The organism is Desulfuromonas acetoxidans DSM 684 (genome assembly GCF_000167355.1).
In the GTDB taxonomy this organism is placed as follows: Bacteria; Desulfobacterota; Desulfuromonadia; order Desulfuromonadales; family Desulfuromonadaceae; genus Desulfuromonas; species Desulfuromonas acetoxidans.
This window is the reverse complement of sequence record NZ_AAEW02000028.1, coordinates 1-26,653: the sequence shown is the minus strand read 5'-3', so window position 1 is coordinate 26,653 and position 26,653 is coordinate 1. Positions and strand designations below refer to the sequence as shown.

Genomic DNA, 26,653 nt, shown 5'->3' with positions numbered 1-26,653 from the left:
TTTCGCAACAGGAGAAACAATTCGATGTCTGTACAGGAGCTTCAAGATGCCGTAATGGCACTTTCCACAGAAGAAAAGCAGCAATTCATCCTCAATGCTCTCCCTGGCCTGGCCAAAGAGGCAATGCAGGATTCCACGTTTATGATGCAGCTGCTGCCGGTTTTTCTCGGCATTGTCAAAGAGAGCGGCCTGGACATTCAGCAACTGCTGCAATTCGCGTCGATGCACAGCGCGGCCATGGGCGGTCAGAACTAACGGCATTACGATAAACAGTGAAAAAAGGGGTTCCTCAGTGGAATCCCTTTTTTTATGCTGTGATGCAACAGCGCTTGTTTTACGCTTCTTTTACAGTACAAACATTTTAATGGAGTATGGTGAAACCTGGACGTGCCTTTTTCTCGAAAGGAGCCACCATGAAAACCCCATCGCCGGCAACGCGTTACACCGTCGCTGAAGAATTAGCCAACAGTCTCACCCATGCCGTGGGCACGCTGCTTTCCATTGCCGCACTGGCTGTGCTGGTCTTTTACACCATTAAACAGGGGTCGATCTGGCATATCACCAGCGCCTCTATTTTCGGTGCGTCACTAACCTTTCTCTATGTTTCCTCAACATGCTACCACCTGCTGCGCCATCCACAGAAAAAAGCCCGGCTGCGCATCTTTGACCACATTGCCATCCTGCTGCTCATTGCCGGCACGTACACACCGTTTACCCTGATCACACTACATGGTGCTTGGGGATGGAGCCTATTTGCTGCAGTGTGGGCATTGGCAATCAGCGGTATTTTCATTGAATTCAGTCAACTGCGATACCGCCGTCAGTTTTCCATTGCCCTCTATGTGGCCATGGGCTGGATGATTGTTATGGCCATCAAACCGCTACTTGATGCCCTGCCCAGCACTGGATTCATCCTACTGTTGGGCGGAGGGCTCAGTTATACCCTCGGTATCAACTTCTATCTGTGGCGCCGCTTACCCTACCACCATGCCATCTGGCATCTATTTGTATTGGCTGGCAGCATTCTACATTTTTATGCGGTGTTTCTTTATGTGTTACCCAAGGCGGTTTAAGGAACAGAAACCTCTTTAGAAGTGTTATCTGATCACGGTGGAGACCCTCATCCGTTGGTACCGCTAAAAGGGAGGGCTGGGGGGCTCAATAACAAACCCTGGCAAGGGTGGGCACTGCCCACCCGTTTAATCGGTGCCACGTAAGAAATAGAAAGATGCGTAAAATATTATCAACGTTTTACACTAGAGATGATGAGTTGCAAGATTTGCCGAGCCAGCAGATGGTTGAAAACCGTCTGTGGAGCTCATGGACGAGCGACCACCATCTCTGATGGTGTAAGCAAGACGGAAATCGCATTTTCGGCTTGCGTTATTGGGAAACACAGGATGTGTTTATCCAATATTCTCATTGATGCGGCGAGCCGAATCCGTGAAGCATGACGGAAACAGACCCGGTGGTGGTTGGTCCAGGTTCAGGAGGTATTCAAGCTGGTTTTTGCATACTTTTGAGCGGCTAGTCAAAAGTATGTCGGCTGCCGGGACGAAACCCGGCGGTCTTGTCTTTGATCTTGATCTTTAGTGGTTCGTTATACGGAACTGATCGCGCTGGCGAATATCAACCGTCTTCGATGACGGTACGCACGTGACGTGGGCTTCCGCGCCCACACCTCGAGCCCCTTTTGCGTCGACAAAAGAGGCGGAAAATCGACTCCCGTCATTGCGCCCTACGGGTTCCCTCACTGCACTCGCTTACGCCGTGATGTCGGCAAAAACTCGCTAGCGCTCAAACAGTTTGCCGACGACCATCACAGCGACACTCCTTACGTTCGGCGCTGCTGAACGGGAGAGCTTGGGTGCTAAACAACTCGCTGAAGGGTGGGCACTGCCCACCCGTTTTGTCGGAGCCACGGAAAAACTAGAGAGCGGCGTTACATTGTTATCAGTGTTTTACGCCAATGCTGATGAGTTGCACGATTTGCCGAGCTCAAGGGAGGCAAGCCGAATCCGTAAAGCAAAACGGAAACAGACGCATTGTCGGTGGGTCCAGGTTCAGGAGGTGTCCCAGCCGGTTTTTGCATACTTTTGAGCGGCCAGTCAAAAGTATGTCGGCTGCCGGGACGACACCCGGCGACCTTGCTCTTGACTTTGATCTTCAAAGATTCGTCATTGGGAGCTAAACGGGAAAGCCGGGCTGCTAAATTACTCTGTTGCAGGGTAACGATTTAACTATTCAACAACCCCTGTGGATTCAATCCCACACGAATCGCCCCCCAATGCTGACCATTGATATGAATCGGCAGCGACAAGTCACTGGCCAACTCCCCGGTATCCCGGCAATAGGTCTGCAGCAAAAACGTGCCGGTACTGCGTGCCGCCGCCAAACCAACCGGATCGTTAAAAATCCGCTTGTCACGACTCTGTGCCAGATCGGTTTCGTGATCACCAGTCAACGGACGGGAATAGAAACTGTTGTGCGTCGGCGCATAACCGTTACGGTCCACACACAGACAAAACAAACCGCAATCCACCTGTTGCACCACCTCATCGTAAATCGGCTGACAGGAAGTCTCAAATTTCTGGTCGTAAGCCGTCGAATATTTAACCGGATCAGTACCGGGGATCTCCTGATAGCTGCTATCAAAGACATGCACACCCTGACGAGCCATAGCATCGATACGCTGCTGCAACTCATCACGATAGCGCCGGGCCGTTTGCAAAATCTGCTCAAACGCACCGTGCCCGATAACAAAGTGTGACACCATCTCCTGCATGGTCTGAGTGGTACCGTTGAGCTGTTCAGAGTAATCATTGGCCTGTTTCATGGCCGTAACCACCCCACCACTGAGCTGCTTCACCTGGCTGATATTCTCATGCACCATGTTAGACGCCGCAGAAAGCTCTTCAACCGAGGCACTGATGCGGTGCAGGCTGTCGTGGGTCTCTTCAAAGTCATTGACCATGTCGGTAAACATGGCGCACGATTCATCGACGACGGTCTTGGTGGAATTGATGTGTTCGGAGATCACTTCGGTGCCCTCCTGGGTCGAACGCACACCGACAATCATATCATGCAGGGTTGTGGCAATATTGTTGGTCGCATCACTGACTTGATTCGACAGGTTTTTGACCTCTTCAGCGACCACGGCAAATCCGCGCCCGGCCTCTCCCGCCCGAGCAGCTTCGACGGCGGCATTGAGAGCCAGCAGTCCGGTCTGATTGGAGATGCTCTGGATCAGGGCGACAACCTCTTCGATCCCCTTGGATTTTTCATCCAACCCCTGAACCGTGGCGACAAAATCAACCAGCTTGTCATCCACCACACCAATATGCTCTCCTGCTTCCTGCAATCGCCCCAGAGAATTACGCGCCTGATCGAGCTGCTGCGACGTCGCCGACTGAATCGTCTGGGCATTGTCGGCAATTTCGCTGGTGGCAGCGGTGCTTTCTTGACTGCTGGCATAAATGGCATCAGCCAGCTCCCCCTGGCGCAACGACACTTCAGTGGTCTCTTTGACCTGCTTGCCCACCGACGCCGAACCGACTGCGATCTGCACCCCCTGCTCACGGACACGACCGATGATCTCGCGCAGTTTTTCCATGAAACGGTTATAGCCCTCGCCAAGATCGCGGATCTCATCGTAGGTCACTAAAGGGATATCACGTGACAAATCGCCTTCGCCATGACTGATCTCATCAAAGATTCCGGTGATCTGACGCAAGGGCCGAACAATCATGTAGCGCAGAAACAGTATTTGGATAACAATCACCGTCAGGGTAATCAGAAAGATCGCGACCACCCACCAGCGTGAAATACTGTGGACCTGAGCAATGCGCGCCTTCAGTTCGGCAGCGGAAAGTGAGGCCATCGCCGTATTGACGGCTTCCTGCTGCCAATAAAGCACGCCGCCGAGCGCGACACAGGCCAGCAGAATAAACAGCATGTTGCCGGCAATCTTTTTAGTCAGGGAATTGAACAGACTCTGCTCAAGAGAACGGTAAATTGATTGAAAAAAAGCCATGTCTGCTCCACGCAAGAGAAATCTGGTCGAGAAACAACCTCTGTCGAATAGAAACAGACTAATCAATTCTTGGCGCAAAATCAAACACTGTTTTCATTTTAAATAACGCCCTATTAAATCCGTTCGTTATGGGAAAAACTACTTATTCGGGTAGCGCAAACCAACCGTGTCAAGAAACTGAGATAAATCAGCCGGCAAGGGGCTATTGATCTCAACGGGAGCACCGCTGAAGGGATCAATGAACGCCAGTTGGCAGCAGTGGAGAAACAACCGTGGCAACGCGTCGGGCTGTTGTCCTCGGTAACGGCGATCACCAAAAAGCGGATGGCCAAGCTCTGCCAGTTGGCGGCGAATCTGGTGTTGGCGGCCGGTATAAAGAGTCACTTTTAACAGCGACGCCTGTTCGTTACGATCGAGTGCCTGGAATGCGGTCTGCGCCTCTTTTGTTTTCCCTTTGCTCGGCACCTCGGATTGGATTAAGCCCCGCCCAGGTGTTTTACCCGCCACCAGGGCCAGATAACTTTTCTCCACTTCATGACACATGAACAACTTCCCCAGTTCGCTACAGGCCTTTTTCCCCTTGCCGAACAGTACCGGACCGGACGTTTCCAAATCAAGACGATGGATCGGTGCGACCTGGTAGGCATCACCGCGTGAACGAATCAACTCATCGACAAGAGCGGCAAGATTGCGGTCTTGATGGCCTTCACTGCTGTGAATCGCTAACCCGGACGGCTTATCGACAATAAGAATCTCCCGGCTTTCGTAAAGAATAAACAATTGCTGTTCCAGCGATGGTTGCGCTGTTGCCGCCAGCAGTTCAGACAATCGGCCGCTGTCTGGTAAGATCAGAACATCCCCCAATTTCAACTGATCTTGCTCGCTCACTACGCCACGAGGCCCTTTCACTTTGCCTTTTTTGAGCAATTGACGCAGATAACTTTTGGAAGCGGCTGAAATATGGCGCTGTAAAAAAGCTAAGGGACTTAACGGGATTTCGTTGGCTTCAACGGTAAATTGCGGCATAGACTGTTTCCTTGTCCGGTTATTTATGGAAAAAACGGATAATCAACGATAGCACCAGGCTAACGATGATCATCGTAGTTATGGGAAAATAAACCTTCATACCGGGTTTGTCGATGATGATATCACCGGGTAGCCGTCCAAGGGGGATTTTACTCAGCCATGGCCAGCCTAAACCAATAATCACCAAGAGCACGCCAAGAATAATCAGTGTTTTCTGCATGACATCCCTCTTTGTACCAGTATTAACCCAGCCGTGCCCAACGCCAACCGCGCAACGAATTGATCAGATAAATGTCACAGTTGCTCACCTCATCCACGGTGACAACCTGTTCCACAATCCGCCCCTCATCGAGCAACCGTTGGCGCATGGTTCCCGGCAACAGACCGCATGCAACCGGTGGCGTCACCCAACGCCCTTGATAATGCACAACCACATTGGCCGTGGTCGTTTCTGTGATCTCACCGCACTCATTGTACATCAAAACGTCATCCGCTCCAGGCGCTTGATTACGCAATACCTCGTAACGCTGGCGTTGATCGGTTTTGTGCTGCAGCCACGGATCGCGGCTGTTGACGGCAGTAACGGCCAGCGCCAAGCGCAGCGCTTGCGTCTGTCCCTGATGCTGATAGGGAATAAACTCACAGCTCACATCGCCGAGAAAGTCGACCAGACAGCGTACCCGCCACCAGCGTGGGGGTTGCACGGCTGCCGCCTCAACCAGATGGTGGCGAAGACAATGGCGGTTTACGTCAATACCCAACAACTGAGCACTTTTTTCGAGACGCTGCAGATGATATTCCAGGTTGCGATAACCCTGATCTGGGCGCCACAACAGAGTTTCAAGCAACGAAAAATCACCGACTCCCGGCAAAACGCTGGCTTTGATGCGTGTTTCCCGCCACTCATCGGCGCTGTCGGAATCCCAGACAATGCCGCCGCCAACACCGTAATGCACGTGCTGTTCATGGCGATCGTAAACCGCCGTGCGAATCGCCACATTGAACTGACTGCGCCCCTGAGGCGTGATAAAGCCAATGGCACCGGTGTAGACGCCGCGCGGACCGCTTTCCAATCGATCAATCCACTCCATGGTTTTCTTTTTCGGCGCTCCGGTAATGGACGCACAGGGGAACAATGCTTTGAATTGTTCAACCAGACCACAGCCAGCAGGAAGTTGCGCCTCCACTTTGCTGGTCAGTTGCCAGACGGTCGGATACCCTTCGAGATGGTACAGGTCACGCACCGACACACTGCCCACTGTGGCGAGCTGGCCGAGATCGTTGCGCAACATATCGACAATCATCAGATTTTCAGCCCGATTCTTTTCGCTCTGATGCAGTTCTGCAGCGCGCCGCCGATCCTCTTCATCGCTGGCACCACGCGGTGCCGTCCCCTTCATCGGCCGGGTCGTAATATGCTGGCCGTCAACAGCAAAGAACAGCTCCGGTGAAACGGAGCACACAACATGGGAACCAATATCAAGATAGGCGGCATAGCCACCTTGGTGACGGCAATTCAGGTAGCCAAAAAAAGACCACGCATCAAAATCGTCATCCACCTGGGCATGAAGGCCATAGGTATAGTTGACCTGGTAGGTTTCACCTTGGGCAATGGCCTGGTGAATGCGCGCCAGTTGTGTGTAGTATGACGCCACAGAATTGTCTGACCACCACAGCAGCCTTGGCCATTTTTCCACGGTATCAGGCCCATCCACCGTCACCACACTCTTGCTGATGGCAAACCAGGCCACGGGCAACGGAGAGACACGCGCTTGCTTGCCAGCATAAAACGCGGCGCCACCTTCATAGCCGACAAAACCGGCCGCAGCATAGCCGCGTGTAACCCACGACTCGACGTCACGCAAACAGTTGACCAGATCGGATGCAGCATCACAGCGGACCACATGGCACACCTCAGTGAAACTCAACCATTGTCCTGAATTGCTGTCTTTAACGCAGACCTTCGGTTGCTGTGACGTTGTTCCATCTGAGAACATAAAAACTAAATCCATCCCCTTGAAGAGACACACTAATCAGGTTAAAGTAGTTATATCATTAAAACATCCCCAGAAGAGATAACCACCATGGTCGAAGACTACGCACAACTGATCCAGAAAGGCATTGCCGCGCTGAAACACAACAGTCCTGTTGAAGCGCTGATGCAGTTCGAACAGGCCGACACCCAACGTAGCACCCCATTGTCGCGCTCATATCTTGCTTATTGCCTGTCAAAAGTCAAGGGCCAGCATCAACGGGCGATCTCTTTGTGTCAAAGCGCCCTTCGTGACGAACCCCACAACAGCGCCCACTACCTGAACTTGGGGCGCATCTACCTGAACGCCGACCGCAAAAGTCAGGCCATGCAGGTATTTCGTCGCGGCATCAAACTGGGACCAAACCCGGAACTTCTCGAGGAACTGAAAAAATTTGACCGGCGTCAACCACCGGTGTTCAGTGCCTTACCGCGAACTCATCTGATAAATAAATTCTCCGGCAAGTTTCTCTCATTTATCGGATTCCGTTAAAAGGGTCATAGGCTGACGTTTTCCTCTCATGAACACCTAATAGTTGTTGCGTAAAAACAGCTATCTTCAGCATAAAGCGGTTCAAAAAAAAACCTTTCCTGCCTCGTCTCAGCTGTGCTAAAGTTCGCACCAAAATTGTATACACATGGCTATCTAATAAGTCACACCTCAATGATTAGCACTGCAATATTAGTACACACAAAAGCGAGGCAACCATGTCAATCCAGATTAAACTTCTCGGTTCGTTTTTTATGATGGCCATCCTCTGTGCCATCATCGGCGGGCTGGGTATTTACGGCATCAACACCACCAATAGCTCCCTCAATGAGGTCAGTGATCTGCGTCTTCCCAGCGTCCGCAGTATCGGCCTGATGATGGAAAAACTCAATGCCATCAAAGCGGAAGAGCGCACCCTGGCGATTCCGGACCTGTCTGTTGAACAGCGCCGTGACGCCATCGACACGCTACGTCAACTGGGCCGTGAGCTTGATGACGCGGTACAGGTCTATACCTCTTTGAAAAAAACCGACCAGGAACTCAAGGCGTGGCACGACGTCGACAACAGCCTGAAGCAGTGGCGTCAACGCCAGGCGGAAATGCTACAACTGTTTGAAAAGGTCAATCTGGATCATATTGGTGCCCTGGGCCGCGACCTCAACCAGATGTTCATGGATCACTTTGAGTGGGTCAGTGCCCTTGGTGCAGCCATCGAACACGAAGAGCGTTTTACCGGTCAGATAGACCCGACAAAATGCAACTTCGGCAAATGGTTGCTCACCTTTGAAACCAACAGCCCGGAGCTGCGCAAAGCCCTTGAAGAGATTATGCCGTCCCATGAAGAGCTGCATGATGTCGGAGCCGAAATTGACGGGTATATTGCTGAAGGCGATATCCTTGAAGCCTCCGAAACCTATACCCATATCATTGGGCCGATCCTGTCGGTAATCAAAGACGAGTTTGTGGATGCCAGCAATATTGCCAAAGCGCAGTCCGACCTGCTGAATCAGGCGACAGAAATTGCTCTGGGAGTTGAGCGCAATGCCTTCTTGAAAGTAGACCGCAGCCTGAACGACCTCTACGAACTGAACAACCAACTGACCGATGCCACGCGCCAATACGCCCTGAGCAGTGCCAGCCGCAGCAAAACCATTGCCATCACCGCGATTGCCATCGGCGTGATCTTGTCACTGGGATTTGGTTTTATCACCTCGCAGCGTTTGGCTAAACCACTCAAAGATGCCGTCGTCATGATTGAGGAGTTACGTCACGGCCACCTGGATCAACGCCTGTCCATTCGCAGCATGGACGAAGTGGGCAAAATGGCCCAGGCCATGAACACCTTTTCCGACAATCTCAAAGAGGAGGTCATCTCGGCCATGGATCAATTGGCCCAGGGCGACCTGACCTTTTCGATCTCTCCATATGACAGCAACGACCAGCTACGCACAACGCTGAAACAGGTCGGCGCCGATCTCACCGATCTGATCACCCAGATCCAACAGGTCGCCAACCAGATCGGCAACGGCGCCATGCAAATTGCCAGCTCCAGCCAGTCGTTGTCGGAAGGGGCCACATCGCAGGCCGAATCTCTGCAGGAGATCACCAGCTCCATGTCGCAAATGGCATCACAAACCCGCAGCAATGCTGATAGCGCCACCACAGCCAGCGATCTGTCCAAAGCAGCCCATCAGGCGGCCAATAACGGCATGAACCAGATGAGTGCCATGAATGATGCCATGGACGAAATCAACGAGTCAGGCAAAAACATCGCCAACATCATCAAAGTAATTGACGAAATTGCCTTCCAAACCAACCTGCTGGCCCTCAATGCCGCCGTTGAAGCAGCGCGTGCCGGTCAGCACGGCAAAGGTTTTGCGGTGGTTGCCGAAGAGGTTCGCAACTTGGCTGCACGCAGTGCCAAGGCGGCTCAAGAGACCTCAACCCTGATTGAAAACTCAGTCAGCAAGGCCAGCCATGGTCAGGAAGTAGCCGAAAAAACCTCGGAGGCACTGACTGAGATCGTCAACCGGATCGAAAAGGTGACCGGACTGGTCGGCGAGATCGCCCATGCCTCTCAGGAGCAGGCTGCCGGCATTGACCAGATCAATCAGGGTCTTAACCAGATCGACCGGGTCACCCAGCAGAACACCGCCAGCTCTGAAGAGAGTGCGGCGGCTTCAGATGAGCTGTCCGGGCAGGCCAATACCCTGCGCCAACTGCTCAGCCGCTTCCAGATCAATCCGAGTACAGCTCACCAAGTGAGCAGCAAAGCCGCTCCCATGATCGGCTATACCCAAGAGGCGGACGATGACATGTTCGAACTTTGACAAAGCCCCACAACTCTGATATTGAGACAGGTCTTTCCATAGTTTGGAAAGACCTGTTTTTTTTTCGCCCTGTCGAAGAATCGAGAACCCTTAGAGGCTCACTATGCTATTTGCGCCACGCCGCTTTCGCCTGTTCAACGCCGAACTGATGACCCTGACCCGGTTAAGTGTGCCACTGATTCTCGCGCAACTGGCACAATCGAGCATGGGGTTTGTCGACACCATGATGGCCGGACGCGTCAGCCCAAACGATCTCGCTGCCGTAGCCATCGGCTCGAGCATCTGGTTTCCGGTGTTGCTGTTTCTGCTCGGCATCCTCAGTGCGTTGACACCGATGGTGTCCCAAGCCCACGGCGGTGGCCGCCACCATGAGATCGACCGACTGATCCCGCAAGGCATCTACCTCGGTGTCTTCCTCGGTATCGGGGCCGCTCTGATTCTACGTCATATTGAACCGGTGCTGGGCTGGTTCCAGATTGATGCGACCTTAACACCACTGGTCACCCGCTACCTTGCCGGTGTTTCTTGGGGATTTCCAGGCATCGGCATCTGTTTCGCCCTGCGTTATTGCAGTGAAGGACTCTCCTTAACCCGTCCCGGCATGATTGTCAGCTTTTTTGGTCTGGGCATTAACATTGTTGCCGATTATCTGCTGGTGTTCGGCGTTTTGGGCTTTCCAGCTCTCGGCGGTGCCGGCTGTGGTCCGGCAACCGCGCTGACCATGTGGAGCATGGGGCTGGGCATGGTGTTTATTTTCTGGCGGCATGGCGAATTACGCCGTTATCACGTCATGCCATGGAAGAAGCCGTTTCAACCGGATGTGCAAAAGCACCTGCTGACATTGGGACTCCCCATCGGCAGTGGGCTGTTTATCGAGTGCAGTGTGTTTGCCATCATCGCTATTCTGCTGGCGCGGTTCGGTGCCCAGAGTGTTGCCGCCCACCAAATTGCCCTCAATTTTGCGTCAATGCTGTTTATGATCCCTTTGAGTATTGCCACAGCCATCTCTGTGCGCATTGGCTTTACCGTTGGCCGACAGCGACCGGCTCACACACGGCGTGCCGCACGGGTCGGCATTATTGCCACCCTGTGTCTGGCCTTGATCAGTGCGACTGTCATTGCTTTGTTTCCCGATTCTTGTGTGGCCATCTACACCAATGACGGACAACTGCGCGACGCCGCAGCCGCGCTGCTGGTCTACGCGGCAATTTTCCAGCTCCCCGATGCCACCCAGGTAAGCTGTGCCGGAGCACTGCGCGGATTCAAAGACACCCGCATGCCAATGCTGCTGCAGATTTTCGCCTATTGGGGCATTGCCTTGCCCATCGGCAGCTATCTCGGCCTGACACTGAACTGGGGCGCACGTGGCTTCTGGATCGGTTTGATCTGCGGCTTGAGTAGTGCGGCGGTGTTGTTGCTATGGCGGTTGCGGGTGATGTTGCGGCGAAACTCTGCTATTCAAGTCAGTTAGCGGTCAAACTGTTCCGCTCAGCAGCATCGAATGACGCCCCCCTGAAGAACAAGGTCAACGTCAAAACCACCGGGTTTCGTCCCGGCGGTCAACATGCTTTTGACTAGCCGCTCAAAAGTAGGCAAAAACCTGCTGAACACCTCCTGGACCTGGATTAACCGACACTGTGTCTGTTTCCGTTATGCTTCAGTGATTCGGCTCGCCGCATCAATGAGAATATTGGATAAACACATCCTGTGTTTCCCAATAACGCAAGCCGAAAATGCGATTTCCGTCTTGCTTACACCTTCAGAGATGGTGGTCGCTCGTCCATGAGCTCCACAGACGGTTTTCAACCGTCATCTGGCTCGGCAAATCATGCAACTCATCAACTTTGGCGCAAAACGTTGATAACCAATTGAAGCTGCACTTTAATTTCTTCCGTGGCTCCGATTGAACGGGTGGCAGTACCCACCCTCCGGGAGTCTGTTATTTAGCGACCAAGCTCTCCCGTTCAGCAGCTCTGAGCGCAATGAACGTCAGCGCGATCCGTTGCGAATTATGAAACACTAAGAATCAAGATCAAAGCCATTGCCCCCGGCTAGACACGATAACTCACTGAATTCAAACAGAGCACTACCACCAATCTAGACAAATCTAATCATTTATTATTTGACAAGTTGCATCGAAAAGCGTACTGACTGAGTAGTCACTCAGTTTTTTGGGGAGTTTATATGAAATGTAAAAAAGACCAGATCATCGATGCAGCCATCGATCTGTTTTCGGAACAGGGCTTTGCCGAGACATCCACAGCGGAAATTGCCGCGAGTTCAAACGTGGCTCAAGGCACGTTGTTTTACCACTTCAAAAGCAAGGAGGGCATCCTTCACGAAGTGATGCGTCAACTGCTTGAAGAAACCCGGGAGGGCTACAAGAAAATCAACACCTCGGACACCACCGGCCTGCAGTGCATTGAACAGTTACTGCGCTCGGATATGGACATTGTCCAGCGTTACAATAAAAAGGTTAAAACCCTGATCCGCGACATGTCAACAAAAGTGCACCAAAAAGGGGAACTGTGCCACGTCCTGATTCATGATTTTGTCTCGTATAAGATTAATCTGTTGTGCCAATTCTTGCGTCAAGGCATTGACGACGGCACGATTCGCGACGTTCCGATCGAAGAGACCGCTTGGTTTCTTGATGCTGCCTTTTACGGCATCATGCACATCCGCCTGTTAAAAGATTTTCCGCTTCCTCCGCTGGATGAAAATGCGATCCAACTTTGCCTGGCCGCACTTTCGCCCCTTTCTACGGCTCAATCATCATGAGGTATTCCATGCGTTACATTGTTTCATTACTGCTTTTAATCATCACTGCGGTTCCTGTCTTGGCCGAGCAGCAACAACAGGCCGCTCTGGTCAAAACCAAGCAACTGGCGGCAACAACGGCAGCACCGACCAAGACATTTATCGGCACTCTCTACTTCGATCGCATCAGCCAACTGTCCAGCGAGGTCAATGGCCGGATCGACAAGGTACTGTTCCGCGAAGGTGATATTGTCAAACAGGGCCAGCCTCTGGTGGAGTTGAATACCGACTTTATCCGCAAAGAGATCGACCGCATCACTGCCATGATCGCTCTGACGCAGGCCCAGCTCGACCATGCCGAAAAAGACCTGAAGCGGTATGAAGAACTGCTGGAAAAACAGGCGACCAGCGCCACAGCTTTCGACCAGTTGTTTTACTCCGTTGCCGAGATCAAGGCACAGAAAGCCGCCTATGAGGCGGAACTGGCTTCCGCCCGTCTACAACTTAAAAAGAGCGTTATTCCGGCACCATTTGCCGGCCGTGTTCTGGACAAGAATGTCGATGTCGGCAACTGGATTACCTCTGGAAGCGCAATTGCCCGCCTCGGTGCACTAAGCGACATCTACCTGCAGGTTCCGGTCAGTGAAAAACTGCTGCCGTTCAGTCATCAAGGCGAAGAGATTGCTGTTAAAATGACGGCCACCGGCGAACAGCTCACCGGTATCCATCAAGGGTTCCGTCCGGCAGCAGATGCTCAGACCAAGAACCTGTTCGTCCGCATCAAACTGGCAGGCTACAGCAATCCGTTCGAATTCATGTCGGCGGAAGTCACTCTGCCCATCGCCAAAAAATCGGATCAATTGCTGGTGCCGCGCGATGCCTTGGTCACGTTCAACGGCCAGAAGTTTTTCTACTCCATCAAAGACGGAAAAGCAGCCCTCGTTCCAGTCCAGATCATCGGCTTCAGTGGCGATAATGCGTCGATCCAAAGCCCCCATGCTCAACCCGGCATGCCGGTTGTCGTCGAAGGCAATGAACGTCTGCGTCCGGATCAGCCCGTGAACGTCGTTGAGGAGTAACCATGAGCGTTCTTCATTACAGCATTAAAAAACCGGTTTCCGTGGCCGTGTTTGTCATCATGATCCTCATGTTCGGCATCATCGGCCTCAACAAGCTGCCCGTCCAGTTAACTCCGGATGTCGAGTTGCCGGAGATCACCGTTACCACCACCTGGCCGGGAGCGACACCGTACGATATTGAACAGGAGATCATCGAAGACCAGGAGGACGCCCTCAAAGGTCTGCAGAACCTGATCAGTCTGGAAAGCTCCAGTTACAACAATTACGGCACCATCAGCCTGGTGTTCAAAGTCGGTGTTGATATCGACAACGCCCTGCTACGGGTGGCCAATAAACTCGATGAAGTCGGCGACTACCCGGAAAACGTCGACAAGCCGATCATTGAAGCGGCGGGTGCCAACAGCTCACCGGTCATCTGGTTGCTGCTCAAAACCAAGCAGGGCAACGAAACGCCCATCGATCAATACCGCACCTTTTACGACAACGAGGTGGAGCAACATCTGGAACGGATCGACGGTGTCGGCTCTCTGTTTGTCGGCGGTGGCACCGAAAAAGAGCTGCAGGTGGTCGTTGACCGCGAAAAAATGGCGCGCCACAACATCACCATCAGTCAGGTGACCCACTCGTTGCAACAGGCCAATGAAAACACCTCGGCCGGCAACCTGAGCATCGGTAAAAAAGATTACCGCATCCGTACCGTCAGCCGGTTTCAGAATGAAACAGATCCGCTCGATGTGGTTCTGGTCGATGACGGTATCAAGCGCGTTTATCTGCGTGATGTCGCCACCACCCAGGAAGGGTTTGAAAAACGCACCTTCGCCGTTCAGAACAACGGCAAACCGTGTATTGTTGTCGGTATCCGTAAAGAAAAAGGTGCCAACGTCATCGATCTGGTACAGCGTGCCCACGAAACGATTGACGAACTCAACGCCGGGCTGCTGGCTGACAACGGGTTAACGTTCGACTGGGTGTATGACCAGACCCCGTACATCAATACGGCGATCAGCATTGTTAAACAGAATGCGCTGATCGGTGGTTTACTGGCCATCGTGGTCTTGCTGGTGTTTTTGCGCAGTGTTTCAGGCACCGCTATCACGGCCATTGCCATTCCAGTGTCGGTTATCGGCACGTTTATCTCGCTGTGGGTTTTTCACCGCAATCTCAACGTCGTCAGTCTGGCGGGGATTTCGTTTGCCATCGGTATGCTGGTCGACAGTGCCATTGTTGTTCTGGAAAACATCGACCGTCACCGTCAGATGGGCAAAAAGGCCTTTGATGCGGCCTTAGACGGTGCTTCTGAGGTATTCGGCGCGGTTCTGGCGTCCACAGCAACAACCGTCGCCGTGTTCCTGCCGGTTATTTTTATTGAACAGGAAGCCGGACAACTGTTTCGCGATATTGCCATTGCTATCACCTTTGCCATTCTGCTCAGTATGATTGTGTCACTGGTGGTTATCCCCTGTCTGGCCAATCTGGTCTATGGGCGACGCCCCGTCATTAAACAGAAAACAGATCGGATCGGTCGCTTTGGCCAGCGTTTTGTCGATGGTATTATGCGTTTTTCCGATCTGTCTCTGAAGTCAGTCGCCACGCGGATCATGACCGTGACGTTGCTTACCCTTACGGCAGCATTGCTGGTCTGGATTCTGCTGCCCAAGTCGGAATACCTGCCCCAGGGCAATCGGAACCTGATCATGAACATCCTGATTCCACCACCGGGTCTGTCGGTGGAAAAACGGGAGTCCATCGGTCAGTACGTCTACAAGCAAGTGGAACCCTACGTCAAAGAGGATTGGAAAGACGGCATTCCCCAGATCAAGACCACCTTCTTTGTCGCCACACCGGACCTCAATATCATGGGTTCGCTCAGTACTCATGAAACTGAAGCACGTGGTATGATGCCACTGATGACCCGGGTAATGAACTCGATTCCGGACATGATCGGCGTCAGTTTGCAGGCGGGTATTTTTGAAAGCAATATTGGTGAAGGCCGGGCGGTCGAAGTCAATATCACCGGCACCGAACTGCCCACCCTGGTTAACGCCGGTCGCACCCTGTATGGCGCGATCAGCCAGGCCATTCCCCAATCGCAGATCCGTCCGGTCCCTTCTCTGGAGATCAGCTATCCGGAAGTCAGTATCGTCCCGGACAAGAAAAAACTGGTGGCCAACGGGCTCACCGAGACCGAACTGGGTGAATATGTCGACGTGCTGATGGATGGTCGTCAGATTGGCGATTACATGCCGGATGGCACCCGTAAGGTGGATCTGGTCGTTAAAGCCAGTGATGCCGAGGTACGCAGCCCGGAAGACATCCTCAACAGCACGATTGTCAACCGTTATGGCGAACTGATCCGCGTTGGCGACATTGCCCGCGCCGAGTACGAACAGGGCATGACTCAGATCGACCACTACGAGCGACGGCGTAATATCACCCTGCAGGTCACTCCGTCAGCAGACATTCCGCTGCAACAGGCAACGGAGACCATTGAAGGGCTAGTCGCTCAGTTACGCAAGGGCGGCAAGCTCGACGGCACCCAAATTTTTATCGGTGGTAACGCCGACAAACTGGTCGAAACTCGCGAGGCGCTACAGTGGAATCTGCTGCTGGCCTTGGTGATCACCTACCTGCTGATGGCGGTATTGTTTGAGAACTTCTTCTACCCGCTGATCATCATGTTCAGTGTGCCGCTGGCAGCAGCGGGTGGTTTTATCGGCCTCAAGGCAGTCAACCTGTTCGTTGCCCCACAAGGATTTGACATTCTGACCATGCTCGGTTTTATTATTCTCATCGGAACCGTGGTCAACAACGCCATTCTCATTGTCCATCAATCGTTGAACAATGTGCGGTTTGAGGGGATGAAGGGCATTGATGCGATTCGTGAATCTGTACGCACCCGTATCCGGCCGATCTTTATGAGTACCACCACCAGTCTGTTTGGCCTGCTGCCGTTGGTGCTGTCCACGGGAGCCGGCAGTGAACTGTATCGCGGCATCGGCAGCGTCTTGCTCGGTGGACTGCTGGTCTCGACGGTCTTCACCCTGTTTGTTATCCCGGCTTTGCTAGCTTTCTTTATTCATCGCGAAAGGGCTGAAAATGCGGAATAAATCGACGATCATCACACTGTGCATTCTGGTGCTGGCTCTGCCGAGTCTGGCTTCGGCTTGGACGATCAGTGAGTTACAAAATACAGCGGCCTCACAACGTTACCTGGTGCGAGAATACCAGGCCGCCATGCACGAACAGCAGCAAGGGGTTCGTTATCAACGCGGTGAATTCATGCCTTCGGTCAACGTGTTTTATCAAGCACAAAACCGGCGTGACGAGACACTTCTTGAACCGGAAGAATATCACAGCCGCGGCATTCAGCTGACCTGGAACCTGTTCAACGGCTTCGGCGATTACTACCGCTTGCTCAGCAAGAAACAACAACATCAGGTCGCCCACTGGCAACTCAAGGAGATCCAACAGACCGTTCAGGAGCAGGTAGCGCAAACCTGCCTGCAAATCAAGCAACAGTTGCAGAATCTAGAAGTGGCACGCCATGCGGTGGAACTCTACGAGCAAGAGCGCCACAATGCCCAGGCCAAATTCGATGTTGGTCTGCTGACCCGCAACGATGTATTGAGAATCGAAGTGGAACTGGAAAATGCCCGTCTCGATGTCAACACCGCCGAGACCGCCATTCGTCAGCAAATTGCCCAACTGCAACGCCAGACCCTGACCGCAGTCACCCTCGACACCCTCAACCTCGACGAGTTGGCTCAACTCCCTCAATTGGCTGGCCAACAGGCTCTTCAGGAGCAGTTACTCAGCGCCAATCGCGAGCTGCTCGCCTTGCGCCATGTTATTGAGTCTGCATCCCTGGCCCACAAGGCGACAGGTGATCGTTATCTGCCACGCGCCGATTTGGTGAGTGAACTGTCCCGTCACGAGAATGACTATTGGTTTGATGAAGGTGATGAGCGAGACGAAGAACTCACCACGCAACTCCAATTGAGCTTGAATTTATTCGACGGCTTTAAGGACGACGCCAATCGCAAGCAAGCGCAACTGGCTACGGACCGCGCCAACTTTAATTATCAGGAGCGGGAACACGAACTGGTGACACAGCTCGACAACCTGCGCCGTGACTTCCTGTTGGCTTATGACAACCTCAAGGTGGCTCAAACCAACAGCGAACAGGCGCGCGAGAATCTGCGCATCACCCGGTTATCCTTTGATCAGGGTCTGACCACCTCGGCGGAGCTGCTCGATGCGATTTTCTACCAGACCCGTGCCGACCTCAATATTATCAATGCGCGCACAACGATTTACTCGGCCTACTTTACCATTCAACATCTCATCGGTGCGTTTGCAGACACCACCATCCAGTAGTGTCTCGTCCGAGCTGGTTTTAAAACCGATAGATCCGTGAAAACACGTTAAAAAATGCGTTGCCGGAACAGAAAATTTTTTCTGCGCGGCAACGCATTTTTCTTGTTCTCCCCTTCCTTTTATGATCTTATGACGCCGTTTGGCACCCCCAAACATTCGGCAAATGTCAGGTGATAGAGAGATATCATCTTCGGGCTCCGGAACCGCTGGTGTCCCGCTTACAAAATTGACGGCATCCCCCGCTGTCCATTTTGGGTTTCCGCCAGGAAACCGCAGGCTCGTCAACGAGTCTGTCAAAGGAGATCGGCCATGTGTGCAAAGAAAGTAACCCGTACCAAGCGTCCAAAAAAAATAAAACTGCGCGGTTTTAACAACCTGACCAAAACACTGTCGTTTAACATCTACGACATCTGTTACGCCAAGGCCCCTCAATCGCGTAAAGAATATCTCGAATATATCGACGAGGAATACAACGCCGAACGGCTGGAAAAAATCCTCTGCGAGGTCTCTGACATTATCGGTGCCAATGTCCTGAATATTTCCAGTCAGGACTATGACCCGATGGGTGCCAGTGTTACCGTACTGATCGCCGAAGAACCGGTAGATCCGAAACCGGATCAGGTCCTGGCGCACCTCGACAAAAGTCACCTGTGCATTCACACCTATCCGGAAACTGACAGCAAGCTCGGTATTTCGACGTTCCGGGTCGACGTTGACGTCTCAACCTGTGGTAAAATAAGCCCGCTCAAAGCGCTTAATCACCTGATTGAATCGTTTGAGTCGGATATTGTCCTGATGGATTACAAAGTGCGCGGCTTCACGCGTGACGTGCGTGGCAAAAAGCACTACATCGACCACAGCATCCACTCAATTCAGCAATACATCAAACGAAGCACTCTGGCACTGTATGATTGCGTCGATATCAACATCTATCAGGAGAACCTGTTTCATACCAAGATGTTGCTCAAAGATGTCGAGCTGGAGAAGTATTTATTCGGGACGGCCATGCAGGATTTTTCCGATGCGGAGAAAACGCGGGTTCGTGAACTGCTGCGCCGGGAGATGACAGAGATTTTCTATTCAAAGAATATCTTCAAGTAGTCTCTGCCCTGTTCTATTCACGGATCGCGACCCCGCAGCCAGTGACCATGCGCCGAATTTTGTTCGTAACACTCCTGCTGACGATCCTGTCTGTCACCGGTTGCGCCCCAACGCCTGAAACCCTGGGGCGCGCCGCCAATCCCTACCCTCTGGCCGATAAGCCGGTTCCTGACACGCTCGTCCATCTGCCAACCGGAACCATCGTCTCCACAGAGCAGATGCTTGCCGACATTAGCAGTGATCGCATCATTTATGCTGGAGAGACTCATGACAATCCGGCATCACACCGTTTTCAACTCACCATTCTCAACCACCTGATTCAGCGCTATCCGCAGCATATCGCGGTCGGCATGGAAATGTTTCATCACGACCAGCAGCCGGTTCTTGATCGCTGGATTGCCGGCGAGCTGGACGAAAAAAGTTTCCTGCGTCAACTGCACTGGTATGAGAGCTGGGGCATCGATTATGCCTACTACCGCGATCTGCTCACCACGATGCGTGAACATCAGATTCCCATCATTGCCCTCAATGTCAGCCCTAAACAAAAGATGGCGGTGATGCAGGGCAAACAGACCACGCCGGAAGTGAATGATCCGTATTACCATGCCACGCTGATGGCGTATTTTGCCGGTCATGATCACGGTAACGGCGAAGCGGAAGCATTTATCCGCATCCAGAACCTGTGGGACAACACCATGGCGCAAACCGTGGTCGACTATCTTAGCCAGCCAGAACATACGCACGATCACCTGCTGGTTTTGGCCGGTGGCAATCATGTCCGCAACGGCTTCGGCATTCCCCGCCGCGTCTACCAGAAGTTGCCGCTATCCTACAGTCTGGTCGGTAATGATGAAGTGGAGATCGATGACAGCAAGCAGGATCGCTTTATGCAGGTCACATTGCCGGAACTGCCGCTGTTGCCTTACGACTACCTGCTCTACAATCGCTACGAAGCCGGGCCGCAATATATGCGCCTGGGCGTGCTACTTGAGCAGCAGGATGATGGTGTGGTGATTGGCAAAGTGATGCCGGGGAGTCTGGCGGAATCTTCTGAAATTAAAGCTCAGGACCGGATTGTTTCACTCAATGGTGAAGCCGTCAAAGAGCCCTTTGATGTGATTTATACACTCCGTCAACAGCAGCCGGGAGATACGGTTACTCTTATAGTGGAGCGTCAGGCGGAGTCGATTAAGGTCCGAGTAACATTTGCACAATAGCCTTGCAACAAGGCGTGGCGAACATTCACTGCGAAGCAACGAAGGACACCACCAGAGACACCAACGCCCCGGCTGAAACAGCCGGGGCGTTGGTGTTACCTCTTATACGATGACGATTACTCGTCGTAAGGATCAAACGCATCCTTGCCCACACCACATACAGGGCAAACCCAGTCATCCGGCAGATCGGCAAAGGCAGTGCCTGCGGCAATACCGGAATCGGGATCACCTTCGGCAGGGTCATAAATGTAACCACACGGCCCACAGACGTACTTTTCCATAATGTTCTCCTTGGCTAGGTTTAATGATCAATCCAACGTACCGTTATGTTTTCTGATCGTCAAGATCTTATTATAAACAGTTCCTCATCCTAATCATGCGACGTTAAGATCAAGAAAGCCGACGGTTGCCCGTCGGCTTTACAATGATCGTCGCGTTACGATCTACTCAGTGACCAGCTCAAACATATCTTTTGACACCCCACACACCGGACAAACCCAATCATCAGGGATATCAGCGAAAGCGGTTCCCGGATCAATACCGGAATCGGGATCTCCCTCAGCAGGATCGTACACATAACCACAGGCCGTGCAAACATACTTTTCCATGTATTCCCTCCTTCTGGATGCGTGAAAAAAACAGGTGTTCCGAAAACAGGTCACCTGACCGTGACGTATTAAACCGTTGCCGCCGGAGCTTGACGCTGCCCCAACTCATTGTTGAGCATAAAAATACCGTTGCCGGTCCCTTCAACAAGCTTCAGTTTGTCGATAATGCTGTTGACCGTTGCTTCCTCTTCCACCTGCTCGGTGACAAACCATTGCAAAAATGAATTGGTGCCATGGTCACGCTCATCAAGCGCCAGATCAACCAGGGAGTAGATACGCTTGGTCACTTCCTGCTCGTGGCCCAACGTGGTCTGGAACATCTCCAACGGGGTACCAAAATCATTCTCAGGCTTGGGACACTGGTCGAGCTCCACCGGCTGGCTCTGATCGAGAATGTAATGGTAGAACTTCATGGCATGGATCATCTCTTCTTGATACTGGTTGTAAAACCAGTTGGCAAAGCCATCCAGTCCCTTGAAGTTACAATAGGCACTCAACGACAGGTAAATATTGGCGGAATAAAACTCGAAGTTCATTTGCTCGTTGAGCGCTTTGGTCATGGAATCACTGATCATGAAAATCTCCTGATACTGTTTACCGGTTAATTGATTACCGCTTTAGTTCTATTTACTCTAGTGCATTTACAATGCAAATGCAACCACCAGAATTGCGTAAACACTAAAAATGACAAGGGAAATAGACATCTAACAGATCATGCTTTCCCAGCACTGCCCAGAACGGTTTCATTTTTATGCTTCATCAGCGCAATCAGTTCACTGCGTGCAGCGCCGAGATATTTACGCGGGTCAAACTCTTCAGCATTGTTGGCCAGATACTCACGAACCTTGGCAGTCATGGCCAGACGACCGTCCGAATCGATATTGATCTTGCACACGGCACTGGCAGCCGCCTGCCGCAGTTGCTCTTCAGGAACCCCGACAGCCCCGTCGAGATGGCCGCCATACTGATTAATCAGTTGCACGTAGCTCTGCACGACACTGGAAGCCCCGTGCAAAACAATGGGAAACCCGGGGATGCGCTGCTCAATCTCTTTAAGGATATCAAAACGCAACGGCGGCACCTCTTCACCTTCAGCCAGCTTGAACTTATACGCACCATGGCTGGTACCGATGGAGATAGCCAGCGAGTCTACTCCGGTTTTCTTGACAAAGTCTTCCACTTCATCGGGTTGGGTATACGTGGAATGCTCGGACTGAACTTCATCTTCAATACCGGCCAGAACACCAAGCTCACCTTCGACGGTCACATCAAACTGATGGGCATACTCCACCACCTTGCGGGTTAATGCGACATTCTCCTCATAAGGGAGATGGGAGCCATCGATCATGACTGAAGAAAAACCAGAGTCAATACACGCCTGACACAACTCAAACGAATCGCCGTGATCCAGATGCAGGCAGATAGGCACCTGCGATCCCATCTCACGTGCCATTTCCACAGCTCCTTTTGCCATCCAGCGCAACATGGTGGCATTGGCGTAATTACGCGCCCCATTACTCACCTGAATAATCACGGGAGAATTGGTTTCAATACTGGCGTGAATAATCGCCTGGAGTTGCTCCATATTGTTAAAATTGTACGCCGGGATGGCATAGCCACCGCTGACCGCTTTTTTAAAGATGTCACGAGTATTGACCAGACCAAGTTCGGTATAATGCGTTTTGTCTGCCATAGAAACTCCTCCAGATGGTTAAAAACAATAACGATATCAGAGACATTAATTATCAGTGACTGTAAATCAAGTCCAGCACAAACGCATTCAAATCACGTTTACAATTTACCGAACCCGGGTCGAACATAAGGTATAAACATACCATGCTTGCGGTCAGTTGTCCGCTATCGCTCAAAAATAGAACATCGTATGACAAAACGGTTGAAAAACCGCCCAATTTCTATTAGGATACGCGCGTTTATCCTTATAGATGTCGGGTTGGACCGACATAAAAAACCACCACTCAATTCATCTCATATTTACATCAAAGGGGCTGGCATGGAGAGCAACAAGGCGGAAGAATATTTAAACGACTGGACAGAACGCGTCGATTTAGCGGAACAAATGGTACCGATTATCGGCAGCCTGTACCGTAATCAAGGCGTCAACATCAACATCTACGGCCGCACCCTGGTCAACAGGACGCCTGTTGGCATCTTGCGCGCCCACCGTTTTGCCCGCCAGATCCTTGACAGCGAAATTTCCGTTCGCGACAGTTTTCCCATTCTTGAAGCTGTTAACAACCTCGAACTGGCCCCCGGCAAGGTCGACATTGGCAAGCTCACCCACCGCTACGAGCAACAGGGCAATGGCCTGAGTGTCGCCGACTTTGTCGCCAAAGAGCTGGCCGAGATCAACACCGGCATCGCAACGGTTCTCGACGAGCCGCGTGATGTCGTCCTCTACGGTTTCGGCCGTATCGGTCGCCTGCTGGCGCGTATCCTCATTGAGCAAACCGGCGGCGGCAACAAGCTGCGCGTTCGTGCTGCCGTTGTTCGCAAAGGCAGCGAAGACGATCTGTGCAAGCGCGCCAGTCTGCTGCGTCGTGATTCCGTTCACGGCCGTTTCCAGGGCGTTATCAAGGTCGATGAAGAGCAAAATGCGATCATCGCCAACGGCAACATGATCAAGATTATCTACTCCGATGCTCCGGAAAATATCGATTACACCGAGTACGGCATCAACAACGCCATCGTCATCGACAACACCGGCAAATGGCGTGATCGCGAAGGTCTCGGTCGCCACCTCAAAGCCAAGGGCGTTTCCAAGGTTATCCTCACCGCTCCCGGCAAAGGCGACATCCCCAACATTGTTTTCGGTGTTAACAACGAGCTGATCGCTCAGGAAAAAGAGATCTACTCCGCTGCCAGTTGCACCACCAATGCCATCGTGCCAGTACTCAAAGCGGTTGAAGACAAGTTCGGCATTATCAGTGGCCACGTTGAGACCTGCCACTCCTACACCAACGATCAGAACCTCATCGACAACTACCACAACAAGCCCCGCCGTGGCCGTGGTGCCCCGTTGAACATGGTTCTCACCGAGACCGGTGCGGCAAAAGCGGTTGCCAAAGCCCTGCCCGAACTGGCCGGCAAACTGACCGGCAACGCCATCCGCGTGCCGACCCCCAACGTGTCCATGGCGATCCTCAACCTGACCCTGAAAAAAGGCACCACGGTTGAAGAGCTCAACACCCACCTGCGCGACGTGTCCCTCGACTCACCGCTGCAGGATCAGATCGACTACACCAACTCGCCCGAAGTCGTCTCTTCCGACTTTGTCGGTTCTCAGTACGCCGGTGTGGTTGATTCCCTGGCCACCATCGTCGACGGTGACCGCTGCGTGCTCTATGTCTGGTACGACAACGAATACGGTTACAGCTGCCAGGTCGTCGGCCTGCTCAAGGAGATTGTCGGCCTCAACCTGCCGACTCTGCCGCGTTAATCACAACGACAATCAAGTCAACAAGAACGGCCCGCAGAGTAATTCTGCGGGCCGTTCTTGTTTCACTGTCCCGTCCTGAAATAAGTTTACACCTTGGAGACGTATTTCAGGACGGGACGAAAAAAAGAAAGAGGCGAACTGCATAAGCTGTTCGCCTCTTTCATCGTACCCATATCTGGACAGGTGATCAGTCCGTGTTCATCATGCGCATTTTTTTGCGCAGACGACGTTGAGCTTCTTTTTCCTTACGCTTGCGTTTTACGCTCGGTTTCTCGTAAAACTTGCGCTGCTTCATTTCACGGAAAAGTCCCTCTTGTTGCAATTTACGCTTGAGAACGCGAATCGCCTTTTCAACGTTGTTGTCAAGAACTTGAATTTCCACGAAAAATCACCTCACTTTCCTTGTTTCATACCCCAACATGAGCCATGTCGGAGCGCGGATAGTAGCGCCAACAGTTACAAAAGTCAAGTTGATTTATTGGCCGGGCTCTGTCAAAAAGATAGGTTAAGTACTGGATTTATGCTATGTTGCACGTCTGAATCTGCTGCTAAAACAGCCATTCATAAAGAACACGGATGTTCTATGTCTTTGTATTCTATGCGCACTCTATTGATCAGAAATACGCCATCAATTCTGGCAGGGCTGTTTTTTGTCGTGCTGTCAGTCGCGAGTCGGCACCTGCTTGACCAACCCACCTCTCCGTGGACCATCCACCTGTTTCCGTTTTTACTGGGTGCGCTGCTGCCACTGACGATTCGACGCTACAACAGTCGCCGCCGCAGTCGCATGTTGGCAGACGACAGTCATTTCCTGCGCTTGTATCATACCGCTCCAATCATGCTGCACAGCATGGACGATCATGGCAAAATTCTCCACGTCAGCGATCACTGGCTACGTGTTCTCGGCTATGAACGCCACGAAGTTCTCGGTCGATCCATCAATGAGTTTTTCACCGAGGAGTCGCGTCGGCGCGGCCGCGATGAAATTCACGCAAAACTTGTCATCTCAGGCTCAGTCAAGGATGTTCCTCTTCAGATGATCAGCAAGCAGGGCGTGGTTCATGAGATACTGCTGTCTGCCACAACACACTACAATGTCAACGGCGCATTTCTGTGCAGTCAGGTAGTGATGGTGGATATGACGGAGAAGCAACGCGATGAACAGCGCATCCGCCAGTTGGCCTATGAAGACACCTTGACCCAGCTACCCAATCGTAGCGGACTGGAAATTTTATTGCGCCAAGCTCTGAAAATCAGCCAGCAGGACAACACGCCGCTGGCGGTGTTTTCCTTGGATCTGGATCACTTCAAACAGATCAACGACACTCTGGGTTCCAAAGTTGGCAACCAGGTGTTGGAACAGATCGCTCAACGCCTCAAAGAGCACATCAATGACCGCCAGATCGTGGCGCGGCTCGGCGGCGATGAATTTGTCATTGTTATTCCGGACAAAACCAGCGCATCGGCATTGCGCCTCAATGCTGACATTCTCCTCAAGCGTCTGAGCGAGCCCCTGACGATCAACCATCAGGAGCTGTTTACCAGTGTCAGTATCGGCATCGCCATTGCTCCACAAGGGGAAACCGATGTCGACACCCTGCTCGGCAACGCCAACCAAGCCATGTACCAGGTGAAGCGCAATGGCCGCAACGACTACGCCTTTTTCACCCGGCAAATGTCTGAGCAGGCCCTGCGCAATCTGCAGATTGAAACCGATCTGCGCCGGGCGGTTGAGAATAATGAACTGGAGTTATTTTACCAGCCACAAACATGCAGCAAAGAGGGCAAAGTTACCGCCCTTGAAGCTTTAATCCGCTGGCGGCACCCCAACTTCGGACTGCTGTCGCCGATGCAGTTCATCCCCATTGCTGAAACCAGTGGCCAGATCATTCAGATCGGTCATTGGGTGTTTCGTCAGGCCTGCGAACAGGCCCAAGCTTGGAAACGCCCAAGGATGGGAACGAGGTACGGCGTGCCCATCAAATATTTCCCCCACCGTCAGTTTTTAGGACCATCCCTTTTCATTGGACAAGGTCCGAATACCCTTCATTCGAAGGAGACCCGGCAATTGGATTCCCGACGCGCCAATTCAGATTTGGGAGGATTTACCCGAAACCCCCTTCCCTCCAGTGGGAATTCCAGG

The 26,653-nt window shown here is 52.3% G+C and carries 21 protein-coding genes and 1 pseudogene; 13 read left to right on the top strand and 9 right to left on the bottom strand.

The features are described from left to right. Together DACE_RS15540 and trhA are read left to right on the top strand one after the other, a co-directional pair. A partial coding sequence (locus tag DACE_RS15540) for a hypothetical protein (RefSeq protein WP_238326435.1) occupies positions 1-255 on the top strand: 255 nt, incomplete at its 5' end. Between the two features lie 158 nt (positions 256-413). Then, complete coding sequence (gene trhA, locus DACE_RS15535) at positions 414-1,073, top strand: PAQR family membrane homeostasis protein TrhA (RefSeq protein WP_006002809.1); 660 nt, start codon at positions 414-416, stop codon at positions 1,071-1,073. Between the two features lie 1,163 nt (positions 1,074-2,236). On the opposite strand, the gene DACE_RS15530 is transcribed toward trhA, so the two are convergent. The 4 genes from DACE_RS15530 to pabB form a co-directional block, all read right to left on the bottom strand. Continuing rightward, positions 2,237-4,033 (bottom strand): methyl-accepting chemotaxis protein, encoded by a 1,797-nt coding sequence (locus DACE_RS15530; protein WP_006002807.1) that lies wholly within the window; start codon positions 4,031-4,033, stop codon positions 2,237-2,239. Positions 4,034-4,171: 138 nt separating this feature from the next. After that, a complete protein-coding gene (locus DACE_RS17630; RefSeq protein WP_006002805.1) occupies positions 4,172-5,059 on the bottom strand; it encodes an RluA family pseudouridine synthase in 888 nt (295 codons plus the stop codon). Between the two features lie 19 nt (positions 5,060-5,078). Beyond that, positions 5,079-5,279 (bottom strand): DUF2905 domain-containing protein, encoded by a 201-nt coding sequence (locus DACE_RS15520; protein WP_006002804.1) that lies wholly within the window; start codon positions 5,277-5,279, stop codon positions 5,079-5,081. Between the two features lie 22 nt (positions 5,280-5,301). Then, positions 5,302-7,056, bottom strand: coding sequence for an aminodeoxychorismate synthase component I (pabB, locus tag DACE_RS15515; RefSeq protein ID WP_040367756.1), 1,755 nt, complete (start codon positions 7,054-7,056; stop codon positions 5,302-5,304). A gap of 87 nt (positions 7,057-7,143) precedes the next feature. Here pabB and DACE_RS15510 point away from each other — a divergent pair, with 87 nt between their 5' ends. From DACE_RS15510 to DACE_RS15470, 9 genes are all read left to right on the top strand, one after another. Then, the gene (locus DACE_RS15510; RefSeq protein ID WP_006002800.1) at positions 7,144-7,584 is read left to right on the top strand and encodes a tetratricopeptide repeat protein; all 441 of its coding nucleotides are present in this window, start codon (positions 7,144-7,146) and stop codon (positions 7,582-7,584) included. A 215-nt stretch (positions 7,585-7,799) separates the two neighbouring features. Next, complete coding sequence (locus DACE_RS17625; protein ID WP_006002799.1) at positions 7,800-9,911, top strand: methyl-accepting chemotaxis protein; 2,112 nt, start codon at positions 7,800-7,802, stop codon at positions 9,909-9,911. Positions 9,912-10,014: 103 nt separating this feature from the next. Then, entirely contained in the window at positions 10,015-11,382 is a 1,368-nt protein-coding gene (locus tag DACE_RS15500; RefSeq protein ID WP_006002797.1) for an MATE family efflux transporter, read from the top strand. Between the two features lie 713 nt (positions 11,383-12,095). Continuing rightward, positions 12,096-12,692 carry a TetR/AcrR family transcriptional regulator gene (locus tag DACE_RS17620; protein ID WP_006002795.1) on the top strand — a complete coding sequence of 199 codons (597 nt, stop codon included), beginning with the start codon at positions 12,096-12,098 and terminating at the stop codon, positions 12,690-12,692. Between the two features lie 8 nt (positions 12,693-12,700). Then, on the top strand, positions 12,701-13,750 hold the full coding sequence (locus DACE_RS15490) for an efflux RND transporter periplasmic adaptor subunit (RefSeq protein WP_006002793.1): 1,050 nt from the start codon (positions 12,701-12,703) through the stop codon (positions 13,748-13,750). 2 nt (positions 13,751-13,752) lie between these two features. Continuing rightward, the gene (locus DACE_RS15485) at positions 13,753-16,857 is read left to right on the top strand and encodes an efflux RND transporter permease subunit (RefSeq protein ID WP_006002791.1); all 3,105 of its coding nucleotides are present in this window, start codon (positions 13,753-13,755) and stop codon (positions 16,855-16,857) included. Continuing rightward, positions 16,847-18,127 (top strand): TolC family protein, encoded by a 1,281-nt coding sequence (locus DACE_RS15480; protein WP_006002790.1) that lies wholly within the window; start codon positions 16,847-16,849, stop codon positions 18,125-18,127. The genes DACE_RS15485 and DACE_RS15480 overlap by 11 nt, the downstream gene beginning before the upstream one ends. A 309-nt stretch (positions 18,128-18,436) precedes the next feature. Continuing rightward, positions 18,437-19,228 carry an adenosylmethionine decarboxylase gene (speD, locus tag DACE_RS15475; protein ID WP_006002789.1) on the top strand — a complete coding sequence of 264 codons (792 nt, stop codon included), beginning with the start codon at positions 18,437-18,439 and terminating at the stop codon, positions 19,226-19,228. A 47-nt stretch (positions 19,229-19,275) separates the two neighbouring features. Beyond that, a complete protein-coding gene (locus tag DACE_RS15470) occupies positions 19,276-20,445 on the top strand; it encodes a ChaN family lipoprotein (RefSeq protein ID WP_006002788.1) in 1,170 nt (389 codons plus the stop codon). Positions 20,446-20,561: 116 nt separating this feature from the next. Here the strand turns inward: DACE_RS15470 and rd (DACE_RS15465) are convergent, their stop codons facing one another. From rd (DACE_RS15465) to DACE_RS15450, 4 genes are all read right to left on the bottom strand, one after another. Further along, positions 20,562-20,726: a rubredoxin gene (gene rd / locus DACE_RS15465; RefSeq protein ID WP_006002787.1), complete on the bottom strand. Its 165-nt coding sequence runs from the start codon at positions 20,724-20,726 to the stop codon at positions 20,562-20,564. Between the two features lie 162 nt (positions 20,727-20,888). Next, complete coding sequence (gene rd, locus DACE_RS15460) at positions 20,889-21,053, bottom strand: rubredoxin (protein ID WP_006002786.1); 165 nt, start codon at positions 21,051-21,053, stop codon at positions 20,889-20,891. A 68-nt stretch (positions 21,054-21,121) separates the two neighbouring features. After that, on the bottom strand, positions 21,122-21,628 hold the full coding sequence (locus DACE_RS15455) for a ferritin (RefSeq protein ID WP_006002785.1): 507 nt from the start codon (positions 21,626-21,628) through the stop codon (positions 21,122-21,124). Positions 21,629-21,765: 137 nt separating this feature from the next. Beyond that, positions 21,766-22,746 (bottom strand): class II fructose-bisphosphate aldolase, encoded by a 981-nt coding sequence (locus DACE_RS15450; RefSeq protein WP_006002784.1) that lies wholly within the window; start codon positions 22,744-22,746, stop codon positions 21,766-21,768. A gap of 318 nt (positions 22,747-23,064) precedes the next feature. Here DACE_RS15450 and DACE_RS15445 point away from each other — a divergent pair, with 318 nt between their 5' ends. After that, the gene (locus tag DACE_RS15445) at positions 23,065-24,510 is read left to right on the top strand and encodes a glyceraldehyde-3-phosphate dehydrogenase (protein ID WP_006002783.1); all 1,446 of its coding nucleotides are present in this window, start codon (positions 23,065-23,067) and stop codon (positions 24,508-24,510) included. A 205-nt stretch (positions 24,511-24,715) separates the two neighbouring features. Here DACE_RS15445 and rpsU read toward each other — a convergent pair. Next, positions 24,716-24,892, bottom strand: a pseudogene (gene rpsU / locus DACE_RS15440) (30S ribosomal protein S21); the annotation flags it as partial. 201 nt (positions 24,893-25,093) lie between these two features. Here rpsU and DACE_RS18270 point away from each other — a divergent pair. Then, a partial coding sequence (locus tag DACE_RS18270) for a putative bifunctional diguanylate cyclase/phosphodiesterase (protein WP_050770047.1) occupies positions 25,094-26,653 on the top strand: 1,560 nt, incomplete at its 3' end.